The following is a 22,173-nucleotide window of genomic DNA, read 5'->3' on the forward strand; positions in this document are numbered from 1 at the left end:
GATGCGCGACGCCAGCTTTTCCAATTTCCTGCCCGAACTCGTCGAAATCCGCCACAAGCTGCACGAAATGCCCGAGATCGGCCTTTCCGAGGTGAAGACATCCGAGTTCGTCGCGGGACTACTGCAGTCCTGGGGCTTCGAGGTCACTCGTGGTCTCGCGACAACCGGCATCGTTGCAACGCTGAAGCGCGGCAACAGCAACCGTGCCATCGGCTTTCGCGCCGACATGGACGCGCTGCCGATGCAGGAAGAGACCGGCCTTGCCTATCAGAGCAAGCACCCGGGCGCGATGCATGCCTGCGGTCATGACGGCCACACCAGTATGCTGCTCGGCGCTGCCTGGGCGCTGTCGAAGGACGAGGGCTTCAACGGAACGGTTCACCTGATCTTCCAGCCGGCCGAGGAAAATTTCGGCGGCGGCAAGCTGATGATCGAGGACGGCCTGTTCGAGCGTTTTCCCTGCGAACGGGTCTATGCGCTTCACAACTGGCCGGGTCTTCCGGTCGGTCAGTTCTCCAGTCGCGCCGGTGCCATGGCCGCATCGATCGACGTGCTGACGCTGACGATCAAGGGCAAGGGCGGCCACGGCGCCCAGCCGGAACTGACGGTCGATCCGGTCGTCGTCGGTTCCAGCGTGGTGATGGCTTTGCAGACGCTGGTGTCGCGCAACGTCTCGCCGCACCAGCCGTCCGTATTGACGGTCGGTTCGTTCCAGGCGGGTTCGGCCTCGAATATCATTCCGGATACCGCAGTGCTGGAAATCAGCATGCGCGCGATGGATCCTGTTGTCCGCAAGCAGTTGCAGGAGCGCGTCGAGCAGATCGCCCGCCTGCAGGCGGAAAGCTACAGCGCCGAAGCCGTCTTCGACTGGCAGGTCGGCTATCCCGCGACGATCAACAACGCCGAGGCGGTTGAAGACGCCCGCACGGTGATCGCCGACACATTCGGCGCTGACGCCTATGTGGAGCTGCCGGAGCCGCTGATGGGCAGCGAGGACTTTTCCTTCCTGCTCGAAAAAGTGCCCGGCGCCTATGTCCTGATCGGCAACGGCGACAGCAGCGGGCTGCACACCACGCGCTACGATTTCAACGACGACATTCTCGAACGCGGTGCGACCTATTTTTACCAACTCGCGCGGGCCGCGTTGGTCTGAGCATAGCGACGCTGAATTGCCCGGCCGCTCAGGTGGCCGGGTACAGATCGCCGAAGACCGTGGGGATCAATTCCGACACCGTTGGGTGGATGTGCACCGCGTGCGTGATCGTGGTGTAGGGCTTGCCCGCATACATCACGTCGAGGATGCTTTGCACCGCCTCGTCACCGCCGGTGCCGAGGATCGAAGCGCCGAGGATCTCGTTGCTGTCGGCGTCGACGATCACCTTCATGAAGCCTTCGGTTTCGCCCTTTTCGACGGCGCGGCCCACACGGGTCATCGGCCTGGTGCCAATGAGCAGCTTGCGTCCGGACCTTTGCGCTTCGGTTTCCGTCATGCCGGCGCGGCCGAGTGGCGGGTCGATGAAGAGGGCGTAGGTGGAGATACGATCACTGACCTTGCGCGCCCCTCCGTCGAGCAGGTTCGCCGCGATGATCTCGAAGTCGTTGTAGGCTGTGTGGGTGAAGGCGCCGCGACCGTTGCAATCACCCATCGCGAAGATATGCGGCACGTTGGTCATAAGCGTCTCGTCGACTTCGACATAGCCGCGGGCGTCGGTCTTGACGCCGCTGCGGTCGAGATCGAGATCGTCCGTGTTCGGCCGGCGGCCGGTTGCCAGCAGCAGGTGAGAGCCGACGATCTCGGGTGCGCCCGCCGTGCAATCCACGCCGGCGACGACATCGTCGCCGCTCCTGGCAAAGCGGATGCATTCGGCATTGAGGCGAAAATGGATGCCCTCTTTTTCGAGGATCGCGAGAATGGCGTCCGAAACGTCCGTGTCCTCCCGGCCGATTAGCCGCGGCCCCTTCTCGATTACGGTGACCTCGGAGCCGAAGCGACGGAACATCTGCGCAAACTCGAGTCCGATATAGCTGCCGCCGACGACGATCAGGTGGCGGGGCAGGGTGTCGAGATCCATGATCGAGACGTTGGTGAGATAGGGCACCTCCGCGACGCCAGGGAAATCCGGGGTTGCGGCGCGTCCGCCGACATTCAGAAAGATCTGGTTGGCCGAGAGCAGCGCGTCGCCGACTCGAATCTCATGCGGGCCTTCGAAGCGAGCATGGCCTTCGAAGACGGTGCAGTTCTCCATGCCTTTCAGCCAGTTTTCGACGTTTCCCCGGGACGTGAACCGCACCGTATCCTTGCGTGCCATGACGCGGGAAAAGTCGATGGTAACAGGGCCGGTCGTCACACCGTAATCAGCACCGCGCCGCGCCAGATGCGCGGCATAGGCGCTTGCGACCATCGCCTTGGTCGGCATGCAGCCGGTGTTGACGCAGGTGCCGCCGAAATGCTTGCGCTCGATGAGGGCAACGGTTTTCCCCGCTGCCGTCAGCCGCCCGGCGAGCGATGGGCCGGCCTGGCCGGCACCGATGATGATTGCGTCGAAATGTTTCGTCATGAGACCGAGGACACCACCCAGAGTGCGAGGAGAACGGCAACAGCATCCTCGAGAAGGGCGATCGGCAGGTCCTTGCCGCCGATGGCCGCGACGAGGCGCTTGCGCGCTTCATAGCCGCCAAGCGTGCCGATGACGGCCCCGATCACGCCGGCCACCAATCCGCCGAGCATAGCACCTCCAGCGGTCCCAAGCACGGCGCCGCAGAAGCCGCCCGAGACGATGCGGGTGCCGAACTGTTGCGGCACCTTTCGGCTCGGTGTGCTCGGCAATTGGTCGGTGACGAACTCAACTAGGGCCAGAAGGCCAAAGATGTAAGGTGTGAAGCGAAAGCCCATGAAGGCCGCCCAGGTACCGCTGAGCGGTAGCCATCCGGCGGCTGCGCCAATACTGACGGCGGCGGGTGCGGTCATGGTACGCAGGCCAGCGACCACGCCGATAATGAGCGTGAGAAAATAGATCGACATCGTGTCCCCGAACGTTCGCCGGGCGAACCCAAGCCACCAGCCCCCAAGCGGTTCGGGTCGAGCGGCATCGCAACCAAGAGTGAAAGCGGATGTTTCTGGCGGGCCGCGATCAGAGTGGCCGACAACGCCGGCGATTGCAACGCCCAATCAGCTACCGCCATAAGCGGTAGTCTATGCTTTCGATCGTGTTTATCAATGTAGGAAAATATTCGCCTGCCACAGTCTCTGGATGCAACCCTATTTTTTGCCGGGGGCTGACATATATGGAATGGCTTGCCCCGACGGAGCGGACGTTCCGTGATCAAACTTGCGCATCGAAATCCGAGGAGAAACCTATGCGCCTGACCAGACTGCTTATCGGAACTGCCCTTGCCTTGACTTTGACTGCCGCGGCGGCGAGCGCCGATGTGGTCGTTTCCTCGAAGATCGACACCGAGGGCGGCGTGCTCGGCAACATCATCCTTGCGGTGCTCAACGCCAACAACATCAAGACGGTGGACCGCGTTCAGCTCGGCGCGACGCCGGTCGTGCGCAAGGCGATCACCGCCGGCGAAATCGACATCTATCCGGAGTATACCGGCAATGCCGCCTTCTTCTTCGAAAAGGCCGACGATCCGGTCTGGAAGGACGCGGTCAAGGGCTACGAGGCGGCCAAGAAGCTAGACTACGATGCCAACAAGATCGTCTGGCTGACGCCGTCGCCCGCCAACAACACCTGGGCGATCGGCCTGCGCAAGGAAGTGGCCGACGAAAACAAGCTGAAGACGCTGAGCGACTTCGGCAAATACATCGCCGGTGGCGGTAAGGTCGTGCTTGCGGCGTCGTCGGAATTCGTGAATTCGGCCGCAGCGCTGCCGGCTTTCCAGACCACCTACGGTTTCACCCTGAAGCAGGACCAGCTCATCACGCTTTCCGGCGGTGATACCGCGGCAACGATTGCGGCTGCGGCAAACCAGACGAACGGCGCGAACGCCGCCATGGTCTATGGCACCGACGGCGGCATCGCGCCCTCCGGCCTCGTGGTCCTGGAAGACGACAAGGCCGTCCAGCCTGTCTATCAGCCGGCCCCGATCATCCGCGAGGCTGTGCTCAAGGAAAACCCGCAGATCGAGGAACTCTTGAAGCCGGTATTCGAGAAACTGGACCTGGTGACGCTGCAGGAACTGAACGGCCGCGTGCAGGTCGGCGGCGAACCGGCCAAGGCGGTCGCCGAGGACTTCCTGAAGAAGAACGGTTTTCTGAAATAAGTTGACGGACAACCGGGACGCTGGTCGGATGGCCGGCGTTCCGGGGAGGTGCCTGCAGGTGCCGAAGTCGCGCCGGCACGGGCGGGAGGAAGTGTGATTTGAGACAACTCCGCTTTGACAAGCTCGGGGCGATCATTGCGGCCCTGGCGCTCGGCGGCGCCTTCATCGCGCCTTTCGCCACGTTTCGCGCCAACCGTATCGTCGCCGGTGAGGTCAAGTCGGTGATCGACGCCGTGCCTGCGGCGTGGAGCGTGGCGCTGTTGGGGATCGTGGTCTGCGCGGTCATCGTCGCGCTGGTCCGATCGCCCGCTTACCTGCGTCTCGCTGCCGCCTTTGTCGCGCTCGCCGCGCTGGCGCTCGGCATAGGCGTTGCCGCCACGCATCTGACACCCGAAGCCAACACCTATGCCCGCGTCTCGCCGGCTTCGGGCTTCTGGATCATGCTCTTTGCCTTCGGGCTGCTCGCTGCCGACGCCTTGACGCGACTGCGCCCGGCGCCCTTCGTGCGCATCGTCGTTCTCGCCGTCGTGCTGGCCTTTGCTTCGGCCATCCTTCTTGCCGGCGCCTGGGACGGCCTGTCGATTCTCAAGGAATATGCAAGCCGGGTGGACACGTTCTGGGCGGAGGGCCGCAGGCATGTGACCCTGGCGCTCGGCTCGCTCGTGGCTGCGATCGTCGTCGGCATTCCACTGGGTGTTCTGTGTCACCGCGTCACGCGGCTGCGCGACGGTTTGCTCGGCGTCCTGAATGCGATCCAGACGATCCCGTCGATCGCGCTCTTCGGCATTCTCATCGCGCCGCTCGGCTGGATTGCCGTCAACGTGCCGGGCGCCGCCGCGATCGGCATCCGCGGCATCGGTGTCGCCCCGGCCTTTGTTGCGCTCTTTCTCTATTCGCTGCTGCCTGTTGTCGCCAACACCGTCGTCGGTCTGGCAGGCGTTCCACGGGACGCGAATGATGCCGCGCGTGGCATCGGCATGACCGATTGGCAGCGGCTGGTCGGCATCGAATTTCCGCTGGCCTTTCCGGTGATCCTCACCGGCATCCGCATCGTGCTCGTCCAGAACATCGGCCTTGCGACCATCGCTGCCCTGATCGGCGGCGGCGGCTTCGGCGTCTTTGTCTTCCAGGGCGTCGGCCAGACCGCGATGGACCTCGTGCTGCTCGGCGCGGTCCCGACCGTCGTGCTGGCATTCGCCGCGGCGATCGTGCTCGACGCGGTGATCGAGATGGCCACACCCAACACCAGGCAGGCAGAGGCCGCATGATCGAGATCGAGAATATCACCAAGCGATATGGCGAAAGCACCGTCGTCGACGACGTCAGCCTGACGATCGCGCCACGCACGGTCACCGTTGTCGTCGGCACCTCCGGCTCCGGCAAGACAACGCTCCTGCGCATGGTCAACCGGCTGGTCGAGCCGACATCGGGCGCGATCCGCCTCGATGGCGAGGACAATCGCTCGCTGCCCGGCTACGAGCTGCGCCGGCGCATCGGCTACGCGATCCAGGGTCACGGTCTGTTTCCGCATCGCACGGTTGCCGAGAACATCGCGACCGTGCCGACCTTGCTCGGCTGGGAACGCGCGCGCATCGATGCGAAGGTGGAGGAGCTTCTCAGTCTTTTCCAACTCGATCCCGCCGCCTTCGGCCCGCGCTTTCCGCACGAGCTTTCCGGCGGCCAGCAGCAGCGCGTCGGTGTCGCCCGGGCGCTCGCCGCCGAGCCGAAGGTATTGCTGATGGATGAGCCCTTCGGGGCGCTGGATCCAATTATCCGCGCCAAGGCGCAGGACGACCTGCTTGCCATCCAGAAACACTTCCAGACTACGATCATTCTCGTCACCCACGATATGGAAGAAGCCTTTCATCTCGCCGATCGCATCGCCGTCATGGACAAGGGCAAGGTGGTGCAATACGCCACACCCACCGAAATGCTGCTGAAACCCGCCACCCCCTTCGTCGAAAGCCTGATCGGCGCGGGCGAACGGCCCTACCGGCTGCTCGCGATCGCTCCGGTTTCGAGCGCCGTCGAGCCCGGGCACGCTGAAGGCGTCGCGATATCGAGCGCCGCCAGCCAAAGGGAAGCATTGGCCGAACTCCTCTGGTCCGGACGAGATGCCCTGCCGGTGGCAGATCCCGATGGCGCTGTTATCGGCAAGGTCAGCCTCGAGGGGCTGGCGAAACGCGCGGCCGGCCCAACCTGATGCCGAAGCTCGCCACCCTCATTCGCGTTGCGGTATTCCTGCTCCTGGTCGCGTTCCTGTTGCAGCCCCATTGGTTCGAGCCGCTGCTGCGGCCGCTGGTGCAGGACAACGCGCCGGTTATCTACAACCAGGGGAGCCTGCTGCAGCTCACCTTCCTGCATCTGCGCACGGTGGCGCTGGCCGTGGCTGCGGCGGCGCTGGTTGCGCTTGCGCTTGCCATTCTCGTCACGCGGGCTTCCGGAGCGGAATTCCTGCCGCTGTCGCGCAGCCTGGTCAATATCGGCCAGACCTTTCCGCCCGTTGCGGTCCTGGCGCTCGCGGTTCCCATCTTCGGCTTCGGTGAGAAGCCGACGCTGATAGCGCTCTTTCTCTATGGCCTGTTGCCGATTTTCGAGAATGCGCTGACGGGGCTGACGACGTTGCCTCCGTCGGTCATGGAGGCGGCGCGCGGCGCCGGCATGACGGGTGGCCAGCGGCTCCTCAAGGTGGAGCTGCCGCTGGCGATGCCGGTGATCCTGGCGGGCATCCGGCTTTCGGTGGTGATCAGCCTGGCAACCGCCACGATCGGATCGACGGTCGCGGCGAAAACGCTCGGCGAAGTGATAATTGCCGGGCTGCAATCGAACAATCTTTCCTTCGTCGTCCAGGGAGGCCTGATCGTCGCGACGCTTGCGGTGCTTTTGCACGACGGCTTGCAGGCGGCGGAGCGGAGGCTTGCCGCGCGAATGGGGCGCTAGGCGCAGTCGGTGGAGATGTGGCAACCGGGCAATCGGCCCTGTTGTCACAGCAACCTGCGGTCACCCGTGTTAGGATGGCCGATGCTCTACCGCGGCGCCAAAAGTCCTGTCGTCAGGGACATGGGGGGATTCAAGGTCAGGCTCAACATGCCCGGCTGGCTGTTGCCATGGCCGCGCGACCATGGCTACGGACCACTCGCGATGGTGGCCGAAACGATGTTGGAGCCTGGCAGGCTGGTCGCCATGCACGAGCACAGGAACGACGAGATCCTGTCATGGGTCCCCGAAGGGGTCATGCGCCACGACGACCGGGCGACCGGCAGGCTGGTCACCGACCACGCGCACCTGTTGGTGATGAATGCCGGGCAAAGCTTCTGGCATTCGGAGGAAACCTTGTCTGGTGATCCGCCGCTGCGCATGCTGCAAATTCTCGTGCGTCCCCACAGCATCGATCTCCCGCCAAACATTCAGTACGGTCCGATCGAGCCGGCGCCCCTCAATTGCTGGCGACATCTCGTCGGGGCCGAGGGGGAGGGGGCGCCATTCTACGTGCGCAACGCCATCGATTTCTTCGATCTCAGGCTGGAGGCGACGGTGAAGGTGGCGTTTCCCCGACAGGAGGGGAGGCACCTTTACTTCTATGTGTTCTCCGGCTCGGTGGAGGTCGGCGGCGTCCAGTTTTCGGAGGGAGATCAGGGTCTCCACCGGTCGGACGGACCATTGGACCTCGTCGGCATCGGCAACGCGCTGATCGTCGCGTTCCTGATCGATCCGCGGGCGCCGGTAGCACGGCAGGGGACGATCGGCGATCATCCCAAGATCCCGTCACCCGTTCTGGCGCGGACCTTGCTCCGACTGCTGCGCTGGCGCGATCGTCTCCGACGGAAGGGCTAAAAAGATCAGCGACCCCTCACGCAACGTGCAGTGGTCTGGACCGCTTTCTTCCTGCCGTAGAGTTGCGATGCGTGCACCCTTCTTGGTTGTCCGTAAAATGCCCGATTTCTCGGCATTTGCCTGCGACATGAAAATGAATTTCACAATTTTACAAAATATGCGGATTTGAGTTGACGGCCTGAAAAAACTGTCCCAGTCTGCGAAAATAAATTACGCCAAAAGGCAGGGGAACAGGACGAGCATGAAAGTTGGCATCATCGGACTCGGATTCCGTTTGGGTTATCTGGGCTATGTCTTCAAGGCCATGGACGAAAGCTTCGAGATCGCCGGATACGTCGATCCGAACCCGGCTGGTCTGCCCACGCTCACCGAAAAAGGCATCTCCGCGGGCAAGGCTTACGCCACCCCGCAAGAACTGATCGCCAACGAGAAGCTCGATCTCCTGATGATCGGCTCGCCCAATCACCTGCATCTCGACCATATCCGGATCGGCCTCGAAGCCGGCCTGAAGGTCTTCAGCGAAAAACCGATCGTGACCACGGTCCAGGAAAGCCTGGAGCTTGCCGCCCTGATGGCGAAGTTCGGCCATGAGCGGCTGATGGTCGGTCTCGTGTTGCGCTACGCGCCGATGTACCGCGACCTCCGCCAGGCGCTTGCCGAAGGCAAGCTAGGGCAGGTGGTTTCGATCGAGGCATCCGAGCATATCGAGCCCTATCATGGCGCCTTCTTCATGCGCGACTGGCGCCGCTATGAACGTTACTCCGGCAGCTTCATGCTGGAGAAATGCTGCCACGACCTCGATCTCTACAATGGCGTCGTCGGTGCGCGACCGGAACGTGTTGCGAGCTTCGGTGGCCGCAAGAGCTTCGTTCCCGCCAACGATCCGGCGCGCGAGGGCATCAACGACCTCGAACTCTTCCACCGCAAGCCGAGCGGCTGGATGGGGTCCGACAAGGTGTTCGACAGCGACGGCGACATCATCGACTACCAGGTGGCGATCGTCGAATACGCCAATGGCGTCGGCATGAACTTCCACACCAATCTCAACGTGCCGGATCAGTTCCGCCGCTTCTGCATCATGGGCTCGCGCGGCATGGCCGAAGGCGATTTCATCCGCGGTTATTTCGACGTGCACGAGATGCTGACCGGCAAGAAGGTCATCGAGAACAAGTACAAAGCCACCGAACTGTCGCAGCACTACGGTGCCGACGAGCAGATGGCGACCGACATCATCGGCCACGTCCGCGACGGCCGACCTCTGCCGGTTTCGACGCGCGATGCGCTGGAAGCGGGCATTCTGGCGCTCTCCATGGACGAGGCTCGGCGCAAGAAAAGCGTCATAGACCTCCGGCCCATCTGGGACCGTTTCGACGAAGCCCTGCACTCCCGCGCGGCGTAGGGGGAGGCGACGGATGAGTGTTCAACGCAGCACGGTCATCTTCGCCTGGATCCTGCTTCTTCCTGCTGTCCTTTACGTCACGGTGATCGTCGCCTATCCGCTGGTCGACACTTTCATCCTGTCGTTCACGGACGCTTCGCTGAAGAAGACGACCAATTGGGTCGGCTGGACCAACTACGACAAGATCTTCAACGAGACCTTCGCCGAGGTCATCTTCCGGACCTTCATCTGGACGTTCTTCTCGGTGTCGATCAAGATGATCATCGGCGTCTTCGGCGCGACGATGCTGAACGCGGCCGTGCCCGGCCGGGCGCTTTTCCGTCTGCTCACGATGCCGCCGTGGATCGTGCCGATGGCCATCGGCATCTTCATGTGGGGCTGGATGTACAACGGCCAGTTCGGCATGATCTCCGGCGTGCTGCAGAACATGGGGCTCTCCAACGGGCCGATCGCCTTCCTCGCCCGCGGGGAGACTGCCTTCTGGGCGACGATCATCACCGACGTGTGGATCGGCGTGCCGCTGGTGACGCTCTATATGCTGGCGGCCATGCAGGCGATCCCGCAGGATCTCTATGAGGCTGCGTGGACCGATGGGGCAGGGCGTTTCTATCGCTTCCGCCGCATCACGCTGCCTCTGCTCGTGCCGTCGCTGATCACCATGTCGATGCTGTCGCTGATCGCGACCTTCAATTCCTTCGACATCATCTGGATCCTCACCCAGGGCGGTCCCAACGGCGAGACCACCACGATGATCATCGACACCTATCGCACCGCGATCGGGTCGAAGAAGTATGGCGAAGGGGCGGCGCGTGCAGTGCTGATCTGCATCTTCCTGTCGATCTTCTGCTTTGCCTATTTCCGGGTCACGAGCCGCCTTTCGCAGGGGGAACAGAAATGAGCCAGCCAGCCCTGATCAATCGCTACCGCTGGTACGAGCTCGTCGGCATCTATGCGGGCATCTTCGTCTTCCTTACCTTCATCCTGGCGCCCTTCGTCGAGGGATTTCTGGTGTCGCTGAAGCCGCTGGGGCTACTGTTCTCGTCACCCTATCGCTTCTGGCCGGAAAACGGCTCGTTCGCCGCCTACTTTACAATGTGGGAGAGCGTGCCGGGCTTTGCCCGCTACATCTTCAATTCCTTCTTCATCTCCACCATCGTCACGGCCATCGTGCTGGTGCTGGTCATACCCGCTGCCTATGCCTTCGCCCGCTTCAACTTCCGCGGCGCCGGCGTGCTTTTGGGGGCATTCCTTGCCGTCAACATGTTTTCGGGCGCGGTGCTGCTGATCCCGCTCTTCCGGCTGATGCGCACCTTCGGCGTCCTCAACACCTATCTGGCCATGATCGTGCCGGGCGTCGCCTTCCTGATCCCGTCGGCAATCTGGCTCTTGCGCACTTACATGATGCGTATTCCGCGTGAACTGGACGAGGCTGCCTTCGTCGACGGCGCCAGCCATTTCTACACGCTGCGTCGGGTGATCCTGCCGATCGCCATGCCGGGCATCACCGTGGTGGCGATCACCACCTTCATCGGCGCCTATGCCCAGCAGTTCATCTACGCGCTGACCTTCAATTCCAAGAGTGAATACATGCCGCTGCCGGTCGGGCTCTTTGCCTATTTCGGCCGCCAGGAGGTGGTCTGGAACGAACTGATGGCGGCGAGCTTCGTCGGCATCGCGCCGGCCGTCGTCGTGATCTTCCTCTTGCAACGCTATCTCGTCAGCGGGCTGACCGCGGGCGCGGTGAAACAATAAGACTTAAGTCAACCACCAGAGAACGGGAGCTTAAAACGTGTCTATCCAATTCAAGACGGGGGCGCTTGCCCTTGCCCTGCTCGGCTCGACCGCGCTCGGCGCCGTGACCGCCAGGGCGGCCGACCAGGAGATCACCTGGATCTACTGCGGCGACACCATGGATGCGGTGCACGCGAAGTACATCAAGCAATGGGAAGAGAAGAATACGGGCTGGAAGGTAACCCCTGAGGTCGTCGGCTGGGCCCAGTGCCAGGACAAGGCAACGACGCTGGCCGCTGCCGGCACGCCGGTCGCCATGGCCTATGTCGGCTCGCGCACGCTGAAGGAATTCGCCGAGAACGACCTCATCGTTCCCGTTCCGATGACGGAGGAGGAAAAGAAGACCTACTATCCGAACATCGTCGACACCGTAACCTTCGACGATAACCAGTGGGGCGTTCCTATCGCCTTCTCGACCAAGGCCCTTTACTGGAACAAGGACCTGTTCAAGCAGGCCGGCCTTGATCCGGAAAAGCCGCCGAAGACCTGGGCCGAAGAAATCGAATTCGCCAAGGCGATCAAGGATAAGACGGGCATTGCCGGTTATGGCCTCCCGGCCAAGACCTTCGACAACACGATGCACCAGTTCATGCACTGGGTGTACACGAACAACGGCAAAGTCATCGACGGCGACAAGGTCGTCATCGACAGCCCGCAGGTTCTTGCAGCGCTGCAAGCCTACAAGGACATCACGCCCTATTCCGTTGAAGGGGCCACTGCCTACGAACAGAACGAAGTCCGCGCCATCTTCCTCGATGGCAAGGTCGGCATGATCCAGGCCGGCTCCGGTGCTGCAACGCGCCTCAAGGAAACCAAGGTCAACTGGGGCGTCGCACCGCTTCCGCTCGGCCCGGAGGCCAAGGGCGAGGGCACGCTGCTCATCACCGACAGCCTGGCGATCTTCAAGGGGTCGGGCGTCGAGGAGAAGGCGATCGAATTCGCCAAGTTCATCACCTCGCCCGGTCCGCAGGGCGAATACGAACTTCAGGGTGGCGCCGGCCTGACGCCGCTGCGTCCGTCGCCGATGGTCGATGAGTTCGTCAAGAAAGATCCCTACTGGAAGCCGTTCATCGACGGCATCACCTATGGTGGTCCGGAACCGCTCTTTACCGACTACAAGGGCTTCCAGAACGTCATCATCGAGATGGTCCAGTCGGTCGTGACCGGCAAGGCCGAGCCGGCCGACGCCTTAAAGAAGGCGGCTGCCAGCCTCGAAGAGTACAAGTAAGGCCATCGGGGCCGCGTGCTTTAGGGTTCGCGGCCCTCACTTCCTTCTGCTATAAATGAGCCGCTTCTCGCCGGTGGCCGGAGACAGTTTCTTGGGACAGCTCAATCTCAATCGGGTTCAGAAATTCTACGGTGCTTTCGAGGTGCTGAAAGGCATCGATCTCGAAGTCAGGAACGGTGAGTTCGTCGTTTTCGTCGGACCTTCCGGTTGCGGCAAGTCGACCTTGCTCAGGATGATAGCCGGTCTCGACGAGACCAGCTCGGGGGACATCCTGATCGAGGGCAAGCGCGTCAACGACCTGCCACCGGTCAAACGCGGGATCGCCATGGTCTTCCAGTCCTATGCGCTCTATCCGCATATGTCCGTGTTCGAGAACATTGCCTTCCCGCTTCGCGTGGAAAAGATGGCCGAGGAGAAACTGAAGGCAAAGGTGGAGCATGCGGCGCGCATCCTGCATCTCGACCAGCGCCTGCAGCAGAAACCGGGCATGCTGTCCGGCGGCCAGCGTCAGCGTGTCGCGATCGGGCGGGCGATCGTGCGCGAGCCGAAGATTTTCCTCTTCGACGAGCCGTTGTCGAACCTTGACGCCGCGCTCAGAGCGGACATGCGTATCGAATTGGCGAAGCTGCACCGGCAATTGAAGGCAACGATGATCTACGTCACGCACGACCAGGTCGAGGCGATGACGATGGCGGACCGGATCGTCGTGCTCAATGCCGGTGAGATCGCCCAGACGGGCGCGCCGCTCGAACTCTATCACAAGCCTGCCAATACCTTCGTTGCCGGCTTTATCGGCAATCCGAAGATGAACTTCCTGCCGGTCACCTGCAAAGGTGTCAGCGATGCGGGTGTCGAAGTGGACTACAAGGGACAGACGGTGGTTGTTCCGGTTGCGCCGCAAGCCGGTCTCGCCGGCCGGACGCTGACACTCGGGGTTCGTCCGGAACATATCGTACTCGGTACCGGCGACCTGACCCTCAAGGTGACCCCGTCGGTCATCGAACGTCTCGGTGCCCACACGGTCGCCTATGCGGCGATCGGCGGCGAGGGCGAAAACTTCTGCGCCATGCTGCCGGGAACGGCGGCGATCCGGCCGGAACAGACTGTGCAGGCCGGTATCCGTGCTCCCGATTGCCACCTCTTCGACGAGGCCGGCATCGCGCTCGAACGCCGGGTCGAACTGACTGCCATCGATATGGGCGTACTCGATCCGGCGGCCGCCTGACCGCGAAAACAAGCCAGGATGGCGGCCTGAGGCCGCTCCGCGTCATGGCTGGATGCCGGGCGGATCTTTCGCTAATGATCCATCCGGCGCCTCCGTCAGCTCCCGATCATGTCGAGACGGTCAAGCGCCCTCGGGTAAGGCATCATGACGCTTGGCCGTTACACGGAACTTCCTCATCTGGCCGACGCGAATGCCGGGATTGAAGCCGTTTGGGCGTCCGTCAGTCGGGGCGAAGGCACCTATCGCGTCCTGCCGGATGGGCGATGTGACATTATTCTCAGATTTACCCTCAACGCGCCGCCAAACTCCGAGTTGATGCCGATCGTCACCGGTCCAACGACCGGGTTTTACGATGTTGCCTTGGAACCCGGCTCGGCCTTCGTCGGCGTGCGCCTGCGGCCCGGCTATTTTCAGAGAATTCTGGGGCTGGAGCCGATACGCCTGAAGAGCGGCGCGCTGGTCGGCGAGGCGGCGAAAAACAAATGGCCCGATCTCGCGGCACTTTGCGCGCCGGCGTCGGATCAGCAGGAGCTTGCCGGTCGCCTCGTGCAGTTCGTCCGCAAGCGTGATGCCGATAGCGACTTCGAGGTCGAACCTTTAAGTCGGAACACCATAAGTGCACTGCACGCCTCCGGCGGACGGCTGCGCATCGCGGAGCTTGCCGACATGCACGGTCTCTCCGAGCGCACCGTCAGGCGCATTTTCCTGCGCGCAACCGGCGTGTCGCCAAAGGCTTTCGCCGCGATCATCCAGTTTCATCGTGCCTTGCGCTTGTTGCGCGATCATCATCTCAGCCCTGCCGATGCGGCGTTCGAGGCAGGATTTGCCGATCAATCCCATATGACCCGGGTCTTCCAGCGCATGGGCGGGTTCTCGCCAGCGCGCTTGCCCGAAGTGACGCTGGTGACGATCTCGCAGTGATGTCCGAATTGTTCAAGATCGAAGCCCGGGAATGAACAATGATTGCCGGCAAGCAAGCTGCCACCTGCCATGGCGATCAACGATTTGAGAGGCAATGATGAGCGTGCGCTTCGGATACACTATCCTCTATGTTCCCGACGTCGTGGCGACGGTCTCATTCTATGAGACGGCGTTCGGGCTCAGTCGCAGATTTGTCCATGAGAGCAATCTCTATGCCGAGATGGAGACTGGCCCGACGGCTCTGGCCTTTGCCGGCGAAACCATGGCTGAGATGAACGGCTTTGCCGTCCGTGCAAACCGCAAGGCCGATCTTGCCGGTGGGTTCGAAATCGCGCTCGTCTGCTCCGCGCCGCACGAAGCCTACGAGAAAGCCGTGTCTGCCGGGGCGGCGCCCGTGAAACCCCCGGAAGAAAAACCGTGGGGGCAGGTGGTGGGTTATGTCCGCGATCTGAACGGCTGCCTCGTGGAGCTGTGCTCGGCGATGCCCGCTTAGCCGGATGTAGAACAGAACAACCCACGAACGCGAAAAACTCAGGAGGACCGGCCCGTGCGCCCGACCACTGCCTCGCCCTGCATCACGACCAACCGGATTGCCGCGTCGCGAGACTTCTACCAGACATATTTCGCTGCGCGGCTGATCTTCGACTGCGGCTGGTATATCAGCCTGGAGTTCGGCGAAGGCCTATCCGTTCAATTCATGGAGCCGCAACAGGGGCAATCCTTGTGCAACACCGAAGGCCTGACCTACAATTTTTGTGTTGCCGACGTGGATGGCGAGCATGCGCGGATCACAGCGGCAGGACTTGTCGCGGTGCTGCCGATCGAGGACCACCCGTGGGGTGACCGCGGCTTCGCGGTGAAGGATCCGAATGGCGTCATGCTCTACATCTATTCGAATCGAGAGCCTGCGCCGGAGTTCAAGCCTTTTGTTGTCGCCGGGGCTGCGTGAAAGATAACCGGATCCAGGCCCTTCTCAACGAGATAGAACTTCATCGCGGCGAGCAGTTTGCGATCGTCACCCGATTGCGGGACATCGCACTCGCTTCAGGCTCAGCGATCACCGAAGAACTGAAGTATGGCGGCATCCTGTTTTCGTCCAAGGACAGCTTTTGCGGCATCTTCTCCTATGCCCACCATGTGACGCTGGAGTTTAGCCGAGGTGCGACCCTGCCCGACCCTCACGCCGTTCTGGAGGGCACAGGCAAGCTTCGCCGCCACATCAAACTCCTGCAGGTGGCGGATATCGAGGCGAACCATGTTGCTCAGTATGTGGAGATGGCCCGTCAGGCTGCCGATGGGTGAGGATGCCGGCCGTGCCCGGCGACCGGATTGATCTCGCAGACCGTCAGGCCACACCCGTTCCGTGCGGGTTGTCGACCTTCGGCCAGATGTTCTTCGGCGCGCGTTTGTAGTCGGTCTTTGCCGGATTGTTGGGGTAGGGGGTGCCGGCCGAGCAATAGAGGATCTCGGACGCGATCTTCGAGAACGACGCGTAGAAATGATTGGTCGACTTGATGACCAGGATCTTCTTTTGCGTCGGGTCGATACCCATCACCGAAAACAGGCTCGGGTCGAAGCTTTGCGCGCGGGTCGAGTTTAGGATGATGTCGATGCCGCTGAAGTGGATATGCGCCGCATCTCCGAAGGGTGCAAAACTCTCACCGAAGCGCATCTCGGCGTCGCGCAAGAGCTTGACCACCTTGACCGTGCCGTCGACCGGGTTTCCGGTTCCGGGCGCCGACTTGGCGCCGAAACGCAACGGGATCTCGGCGCCTTCTCCGGCCGCCATGCAGATCTGCACGGCCATCGGATCCCAGATCGTGCCGACCGCGACGTCGGTTGCGCCGCGTGCGAGCAGTTCTTCGAGCAGGACCGTCGCATCGCCGGCCGTGCCGCCGCCCGGATTGTCCCAGACATCGGCGATGACGACAGGCCCCTTTTTCGCGGCGAGCGCCTCGTCGACCGCCTGCTTCTCGTCGATCTGCGGCATGATGAAGTTGCCGCGGTTGGAGAAGAGCTCGAGACCCAGTTCCCGGGCAAGGCTCGCGCCCTTTTCCGGCTTGCCATTGGTGACGGCGAGCAGCTTCGTTCCCATTTCCGGGACGTCGCCGGCCATGAAGCCGTGGATAACCGAGAGCGAAAGCACGTCCGCATCTTCCTTCTCGATGCGCATGAGCTTGTCGACGAAGGAGCGCATCGGATCACGCGAGGTCGGGTAGACGTCGATCATCCGGCAGTCGAAGATCGACATGACGGGCGTGACGCGTCCTTCGAGGGTATCGACGGCGATGCGCCAGAGATCTTCGGCGCGATCGACGAAGTCGGTATGCGGGAATTCCTTGAAATAGACGAAGAAGTTCGATGCGGCGGCGCGCTTGGCTGTCAGGTGGCTATGGGGATCGAGCTCGGCGCAGACGAGGATATCGGGGCCGACGATGTCGCGCACGCGCGTCAGCAGGTCGCCCTCGGGGTCCTCGTAGCCGTCGGCGACCATCGCGCCGTGCAGGCCGAGCACCACGGCGTCGACGGGCATGGCAGCGCGCAACTGGTCGAGGATCTCGTCGCGCAGACCCTCATAGGTCTCGCGATTGACAAGGCCCGCGGGATCCGCCCAGGTCGCGGTTCCTTCGATCAGCTCCCAGCCTTTCTCAGCGCAGACGCGCCGGCCGACCGTAATCGGTGCGGTGCAAAGCGTCGGCGTCTCCGGATGCTCTCCCGGCGGAGCGTAGAGCGATGCCTCGAAGGCGCGACGATCGATGCAGATCGGTGAGAACGTATTGGTTTCGGTCGCGAGCGCCGCCGTGAAGATCCGCAATGCTGTTGCCTTTTTAATGTTGCGTCGCGCTCAAGCCGGGCCCATCGGGTTCGGCAGGTAACCGGTGAAGCCGGCGATCTTCCAGCGTCCCTCATGCAGGCGGCAGTAGTAGACGGTCTGCCATTTCAGGATGTCGACGCTGCCGTCCGACTTCTTCAGGTTGCCGTCGAACTTCTTGCGTGCCAGCGCCTGGTCGCCGTTGATCTCGATGTCCTCGAGCGTAGTGGTCGTAAAGATCGCGGCGCGCGGGTCTTCGGCGAAACTTTGCGTCGCGAAATCCTTCGCCTGGCGCAGCCACTCGTCGCGATAGGCGGCAAGCGACGGGAATGTCAGCCGCCAATTGTCCGGATTGGTTTCGCGGCGGCCATCGATGCCGATGAAGCTTTCCTCGACGAAATCGTCTGACACCATCGACCAGTCGGCTGCCAGGAAGGCAGTGATATCGCGGGAGACCAGCATCTCCCAGATCGAGTGGCGTGCAGCATCGGAAGAGGGGAATGGATTGAGGAAAGGATCCCGCATATTCGCGCCCTGGATTGAAATTCTTTTCATGAATGGTGTTTTTCGCTAGCCAAATTCAGCTTTCTATGGTCACTTGTCAACGATCAAAGAAAATAATTTGCAAGAAGGCTCATGATGACGATCAAGCGCTATGGTGCGGAACAGGTCGGCGCTGGCGGCAAACCTTTGCCCTTTGCGCGCGCCGTCGAGGCGGGCGGTTGGCTCTATGTCTCCGGTCAGGTAGCCATGGAAAACGGCGAGATTATCGAGGGCGGGATCATCCCCCAGACCCACAAGACGATCGCCAATGTGCTGGCCATCCTGACGGAAGCCGGCTACGGTCCGGAGCATGTGGTTCGCTGCGGCGTGTGGATCGACGATCCCAGGGATTTCTGGACTTTCAACAAGATCTATCAGGAGTATTTCGGTGCGCATCCGCCGGCGCGGGCCTGCGTCCAGTCGTCGATGATGGTCGATTGCAAGGTCGAGATCGACTGCGTCGCCTACAAGCCGAAGGAAAGCTGATCTTAGGGCGGGTCCCATTCGTGATCCGAAGCAAGGCTTAAGCGGGCGATGGACATCTTCGCGACACTGCAGGAAGAAAAAGGGCGGCTCTCCCAGTCGGAAAACCGCATTGCTGACATTCTCCTGAACGACTTCGAGTTCGCGGTAAACGCCTCCATCATTGAGCTCGCCGGTAAGGCGGACGTTTCGCCGCCGACTGTCACCCGCTTCTGTCGCAGGCTCGGCTGCGACAGCTTCTCCGACTTCAAGGTGCAGCTTGCGCGTACCGCCTATATCGGCATGCGCTACCTGAAGCCCGAGCCGAAGAGCCGCGAGACCGGCGACGTCGCCCAGGACATCATCACCAAGTCGCAGAACGCACTGTTTCTTCTGCATCGCTCGCTCGATCTCGCGGCGATCGAACAGGCGGTCGAGCGGATCGCCTCAGCGGAAATGATCTACGCCTTTGGTTCCGGCGGCAATTCGTCGATGATCGCCGGCGAACTTCAAAACCGGCTCTTTCGCTTCGGCCTGCGCATCACCTCGAGCTCGGATCACAGCATGCAACTGATGATGACGGCGGCGGCCCGGCCGAGCGACGTGCTGATCGGCTCATCGTTTTCCGGCCGCAACGCCGAATTGGTGCGCGCCTTCACGCTCGCACGCGAACTGAAGGTGCCGACCATCGCGCTGACGCAGAGCGGCAGCCCGGTTGCGGCCGCGGCCAGCATCACCGTTCCGGTCGATTTGCCCGAGGGCAACAATATCTACCGTCCCACCTCCACCCGCATCGCCTATCTGGCGCTGCTCGATATCCTCTCCAGTCTCGTCGCCTACCGGGTTCAGCCACAGGCGACGGCCACACTTCGGCGCATCAAGCAGCAGTTGGTAACGCACCGCGACGGTGACGACCGCCAGCTGCTCGGAGACTGACGTGCCGCGAAAGGTCAGCGCATGACACAATCCCTCGCGATCGTAACCGGTGCAGCCGGCGATATCGGCCGTGCCATCGCGCGCAAGCTTTCCGACGATCACGACGTGATCTTCCTCGTCGACATCGACGCTGACGCTGCCGAACGGGCGGCGCGGGCGCTTGGCGACGACCGGCGCTTCGTCGCTGCGGCCTGCGACGTGACCGACGTGGAAAGCGTTGCGGCCATGGCCGCGGCGGCAAAGGAGAAGGGTGCGGTCCGCACGCTCGTCAACAATGCTGGTGCTGCCCGCGCCGTCAGCCTGCACGACACGACGCCGGAGATCTGGCGCATGGACAATGCGCTGAACCTCGAGGCAGCCTTCCTCACCTTCCGCGCCGTCGAGGACATGCTGAAAGAGACCCGCGGGTCGGTCGTCAACATCGCCTCGGTCAACGGCATGAACGTCTTCGGCCATCCGGCCTATAGCGCTGCCAAGGCCGGCCTCCTACATCTGACAAGGCTCATCGCCGTGGAATACGGCAAGTTCGGCATTCGCTCGAACGCGGTTGCGCCCGGCACGGTGCGCACCCAGGCCTGGGAGGCGAGGGCGGCGTCAAACCCTGACGTCTTCGAGGAGGCGCGCCGCTGGTATCCGCTGCAGCGCATCGTCAATCCCGATGACGTCGCCAATGCGGTGCATTTTCTGGCAGGCCCGCTGGCGGCCGCCATCTCGGGCGTCTGCCTGCCTGTCGATTGCGGCCTGACCGCCGGCCAGGCGGAGCTCGCCCGCACGTTTTCGCAATCAAGCCACTACTGACATAGAGCATTCTGGAGGAAGAGCATGCACCCGGTTTCCTATCGTCTCGAGGCGTCCTGGCAGCCGGATGGCGGGCCGTTCGGTCGGTTTACCTTCACGCTGCTCAATCTCTCCGGTGCATCGGTCTCCGACTTCAGGATCGTCTATACCTCGCTGACGCGCGTCATCGATCCCAAGGCCTGCGACAACGCTGTGTTCCTGCGCCGCAATGCCAACTTTCACGAATTCGCGCCGCCGGCCGGACTGACGATCGAAAACGGCGGGAGCTGGACCTTTACCGTCAGCGGCCTGCATCGCAACGCGCGCCACTGCACCGACGGTGCCAAGTCCGCCTATCTGACGCTTGCCGACGGCCGGCACGTGCCGGTCGCTGTCTCCGATCTGTTGCTTGAAAATGCCATCAGTGAGCCGCCGCCGGTGCGGCTGCCGGAAGGCAAGCTCGACCAGCCCTACTCGTTGCAGCCCTGGCCGGCAGCGCTCGACCTTCGCCCCGGAGACGGTTTTCCGGTCGTTCTCTATCCTGCTGCCGGCAGCGGCAAGGACGATGTCGCAGCCATCGATACGGTTCTGGCGATGTACCATCGGCTGTTCCCTGCGGGCCACGCCCCCTTCAGCCTGGCGGCCTCGAAGCAGGGGCGGGCGATTGTCTTTACCGCCGACGCTGGTCTTAAGGCTGAAGCCTATCGGCTCGACTTCTCTGAGACCGAAATCCGGCTCAGCTTTGGCGGCAGCGCAGGTCGGCAATATGGTTTGACCAGTCTAGCCCAGCTTCTGGATGGGGCACGCAACCATCCGGAAAAGTTCCGCTTTCCGGCGAGCGGCTCAATTTCGGATGCGCCGCGTTATAGCTGGCGCGGTTGCCATCTCGACGTTTCGCGCCAGTTCTACCCGACGTCGGATGTGGCGCGGCTGATCGATATTCTCGCCTGGTTCAAGCTCAACGTCTTCCACTGGCACCTGACGGACGATGAGGCCTGGCGGCTGGAGATCAAGGCCTATCCGCAGCTGACCACGCTTGGGGTCTTGCGCGGTCCGGATGAACCGCTTTTGCCGCAGCTCGGTAACGGCGCTGAGCCGGTCGGCGGCTTCTACAGCCAAGCGGACGTGAGGGCGATCGTCGCTCAGGCGACGGCGCTGCATGTCGATGTCGTGCCGGAGATCGATATCCCTGGCCATAGCACGGCGACCTTGGTGGCGCTGCCGGACCTGACCGATGGCCAGGAAGCGCCGGAGAGTTATCATTCGGTGCAGGGCTATCCGAACAATGCGCTCAATCCGGCCGTCGCCTTCACTTACGAGTTCCTCGAGAAGGTGTTCGACGAGATGGTCGAGCTCTTCCCGAGCAAGTACCTCCACATCGGTGGCGACGAGGTGGCGAACGGTTCCTGGCTCGCTTCGCCGCTTGCCAAGAAGCTGATGGAGCAGGAAGGCATTTCCGGAACCTTCGCGCTGCAATCCTACTTCCTGAGGCGCGTGAAGACGATGCTGACGGCGCGCGGCCGCAAGCTTGCAGGCTGGAACGAGGTGGCGCATGGCGGCGGCGTATCGGCCGAAGATACGCTGCTGATGGCCTGGGAGCGGCCGGAGGTCGGGATCGAGCTCGCGCACGAAGGCTATGACGTGGTGATGACGCCCGGGCAGGCCTATTACCTCGACATGGCGCAGGCCGATGCCTGGCAGGAGCCGGGCGCAAGCTGGGCCGGTACGGCGACACCCGCCCACACCTATGGTTACGAGGCCGAGGGCGAATTCCCCGAGGAGCTGAAGCCGCGCCTCAGGGGCGTCCAGGCTTGCATCTGGTCTGAACACTATCTTTCACGCGGCTATTTCAACCGTCTGGTCTTCCCGCGGCTTCCGGCGATCGCCGAAGCTGCATGGACGCCGAAGGCGGCGAAGGACTGGCTGCGGTTCGCGGCCATCGCGCCGCTCAGCCCCAATCTCTAAGAGGAAAGCCC

The 22,173-nt window shown here is 62.5% G+C and carries 23 protein-coding genes; 19 read left to right on the forward strand and 4 right to left on the reverse strand.

All coding sequences use genetic code 11. The annotated features are described in order from the left end of the window. Window position 1: 1 nt before the first annotated feature. Complete coding sequence (locus XB14_RS23005; protein WP_077964475.1) at window positions 2-1,153, forward strand: M20 aminoacylase family protein; 1,152 nt, start codon at window positions 2-4, stop codon at window positions 1,151-1,153. 28 nt (window positions 1,154-1,181) lie between these two features. On the opposite strand, the gene XB14_RS23010 is transcribed toward XB14_RS23005, so the two are convergent. Further along, the gene (locus XB14_RS23010; RefSeq protein WP_077964482.1) at window positions 1,182-2,558 is read right to left on the reverse strand and encodes an FAD-containing oxidoreductase; all 1,377 of its coding nucleotides are present in this window, start codon (window positions 2,556-2,558) and stop codon (window positions 1,182-1,184) included. Then, on the reverse strand, window positions 2,555-3,022 hold the full coding sequence (locus tag XB14_RS23015) for a DUF4126 domain-containing protein (RefSeq protein WP_077964484.1): 468 nt from the start codon (window positions 3,020-3,022) through the stop codon (window positions 2,555-2,557). Before XB14_RS23015 ends, XB14_RS23010 begins: the two co-directional genes overlap by 4 nt. A gap of 335 nt (window positions 3,023-3,357) precedes the next feature. On the opposite strand from XB14_RS23015, the gene XB14_RS23020 reads away from it, so the two are divergent. The 14 genes from XB14_RS23020 (at window position 3,358) to XB14_RS23085 (ending at window position 15,969) form a co-directional block, all read left to right on the forward strand. Continuing rightward, window positions 3,358-4,269: an ABC transporter substrate-binding protein gene (locus XB14_RS23020; protein WP_077964486.1), complete on the forward strand. Its 912-nt coding sequence runs from the start codon at window positions 3,358-3,360 to the stop codon at window positions 4,267-4,269. Window positions 4,270-4,367: 98 nt separating this feature from the next. Next, window positions 4,368-5,537 carry an ABC transporter permease gene (locus XB14_RS23025; protein ID WP_077964488.1) on the forward strand — a complete coding sequence of 390 codons (1,170 nt, stop codon included), beginning with the start codon at window positions 4,368-4,370 and terminating at the stop codon, window positions 5,535-5,537. Next, window positions 5,534-6,472, forward strand: coding sequence for an ABC transporter ATP-binding protein (locus XB14_RS23030; RefSeq protein ID WP_077964490.1), 939 nt, complete (start codon window positions 5,534-5,536; stop codon window positions 6,470-6,472). Before XB14_RS23025 ends, XB14_RS23030 begins: the two co-directional genes overlap by 4 nt. Next, window positions 6,472-7,209, forward strand: coding sequence for an ABC transporter permease (locus XB14_RS23035; protein WP_077964492.1), 738 nt, complete (start codon window positions 6,472-6,474; stop codon window positions 7,207-7,209). Before XB14_RS23030 ends, XB14_RS23035 begins: the two co-directional genes overlap by 1 nt. A gap of 81 nt (window positions 7,210-7,290) precedes the next feature. Next, complete coding sequence (locus XB14_RS23040; RefSeq protein WP_077964494.1) at window positions 7,291-8,103, forward strand: pirin family protein; 813 nt, start codon at window positions 7,291-7,293, stop codon at window positions 8,101-8,103. 241 nt (window positions 8,104-8,344) lie between these two features. Next, window positions 8,345-9,502 (forward strand): Gfo/Idh/MocA family protein, encoded by a 1,158-nt coding sequence (locus XB14_RS23045; RefSeq protein ID WP_077964496.1) that lies wholly within the window; start codon window positions 8,345-8,347, stop codon window positions 9,500-9,502. Window positions 9,503-9,515: 13 nt separating this feature from the next. After that, entirely contained in the window at window positions 9,516-10,400 is an 885-nt protein-coding gene (locus XB14_RS23050; RefSeq protein ID WP_034799524.1) for a carbohydrate ABC transporter permease, read from the forward strand. Next, window positions 10,397-11,254 carry a carbohydrate ABC transporter permease gene (locus XB14_RS23055; RefSeq protein WP_077964497.1) on the forward strand — a complete coding sequence of 286 codons (858 nt, stop codon included), beginning with the start codon at window positions 10,397-10,399 and terminating at the stop codon, window positions 11,252-11,254. Before XB14_RS23050 ends, XB14_RS23055 begins: the two co-directional genes overlap by 4 nt. Window positions 11,255-11,291: 37 nt before the next feature. Further along, complete coding sequence (locus XB14_RS23060; protein ID WP_077964498.1) at window positions 11,292-12,521, forward strand: ABC transporter substrate-binding protein; 1,230 nt, start codon at window positions 11,292-11,294, stop codon at window positions 12,519-12,521. A 91-nt stretch (window positions 12,522-12,612) separates the two neighbouring features. Further along, window positions 12,613-13,746 (forward strand): ABC transporter ATP-binding protein, encoded by a 1,134-nt coding sequence (locus XB14_RS23065; protein WP_077964499.1) that lies wholly within the window; start codon window positions 12,613-12,615, stop codon window positions 13,744-13,746. A gap of 144 nt (window positions 13,747-13,890) precedes the next feature. Beyond that, on the forward strand, window positions 13,891-14,667 hold the full coding sequence (locus XB14_RS23070) for a helix-turn-helix transcriptional regulator (RefSeq protein ID WP_077964500.1): 777 nt from the start codon (window positions 13,891-13,893) through the stop codon (window positions 14,665-14,667). 97 nt (window positions 14,668-14,764) lie between these two features. After that, window positions 14,765-15,160, forward strand: a complete 396-nt coding sequence (locus XB14_RS23075; protein ID WP_210190039.1) for a VOC family protein — start codon at window positions 14,765-14,767, stop codon at window positions 15,158-15,160. A 54-nt stretch (window positions 15,161-15,214) separates the two neighbouring features. Next, window positions 15,215-15,616: a VOC family protein gene (locus XB14_RS23080; protein ID WP_077964501.1), complete on the forward strand. Its 402-nt coding sequence runs from the start codon at window positions 15,215-15,217 to the stop codon at window positions 15,614-15,616. Further along, window positions 15,613-15,969, forward strand: a complete 357-nt coding sequence (locus XB14_RS23085; protein WP_077964502.1) for a DUF1801 domain-containing protein — start codon at window positions 15,613-15,615, stop codon at window positions 15,967-15,969. The genes XB14_RS23080 and XB14_RS23085 overlap by 4 nt, the downstream gene beginning before the upstream one ends. A gap of 43 nt (window positions 15,970-16,012) precedes the next feature. Here the strand turns inward: XB14_RS23085 and XB14_RS23090 are convergent, their stop codons facing one another. Beyond that, entirely contained in the window at window positions 16,013-17,482 is a 1,470-nt protein-coding gene (locus XB14_RS23090; RefSeq protein ID WP_077964504.1) for a M81 family metallopeptidase, read from the reverse strand. 30 nt (window positions 17,483-17,512) lie between these two features. Further along, entirely contained in the window at window positions 17,513-18,004 is a 492-nt protein-coding gene (locus XB14_RS23095) for a hypothetical protein (protein WP_077964505.1), read from the reverse strand. A gap of 114 nt (window positions 18,005-18,118) precedes the next feature. Here XB14_RS23095 and XB14_RS23100 point away from each other — a divergent pair, with 114 nt between their 5' ends. Genes XB14_RS23100 through XB14_RS23115 form a run of 4 tightly spaced genes read left to right on the forward strand, consistent with a single transcriptional unit; the run spans window position 18,119 to window position 22,162 of the window. Further along, the gene (locus XB14_RS23100; protein ID WP_077964811.1) at window positions 18,119-18,508 is read left to right on the forward strand and encodes a RidA family protein; all 390 of its coding nucleotides are present in this window, start codon (window positions 18,119-18,121) and stop codon (window positions 18,506-18,508) included. Window positions 18,509-18,556: 48 nt separating this feature from the next. Next, window positions 18,557-19,420: a MurR/RpiR family transcriptional regulator gene (locus XB14_RS23105; RefSeq protein WP_077964506.1), complete on the forward strand. Its 864-nt coding sequence runs from the start codon at window positions 18,557-18,559 to the stop codon at window positions 19,418-19,420. Window positions 19,421-19,441: 21 nt separating this feature from the next. Then, on the forward strand, window positions 19,442-20,218 hold the full coding sequence (locus XB14_RS23110; protein WP_077964509.1) for an SDR family oxidoreductase: 777 nt from the start codon (window positions 19,442-19,444) through the stop codon (window positions 20,216-20,218). Window positions 20,219-20,242: 24 nt separating this feature from the next. Continuing rightward, entirely contained in the window at window positions 20,243-22,162 is a 1,920-nt protein-coding gene (locus XB14_RS23115; RefSeq protein ID WP_077964511.1) for a beta-N-acetylhexosaminidase, read from the forward strand. Window positions 22,163-22,173 lie beyond the last annotated feature (11 nt).

Source organism: Ensifer adhaerens (assembly GCF_002007205.1).
Taxonomy (GTDB): domain Bacteria; phylum Pseudomonadota; class Alphaproteobacteria; order Rhizobiales; family Rhizobiaceae; genus Ensifer; species Ensifer adhaerens_D.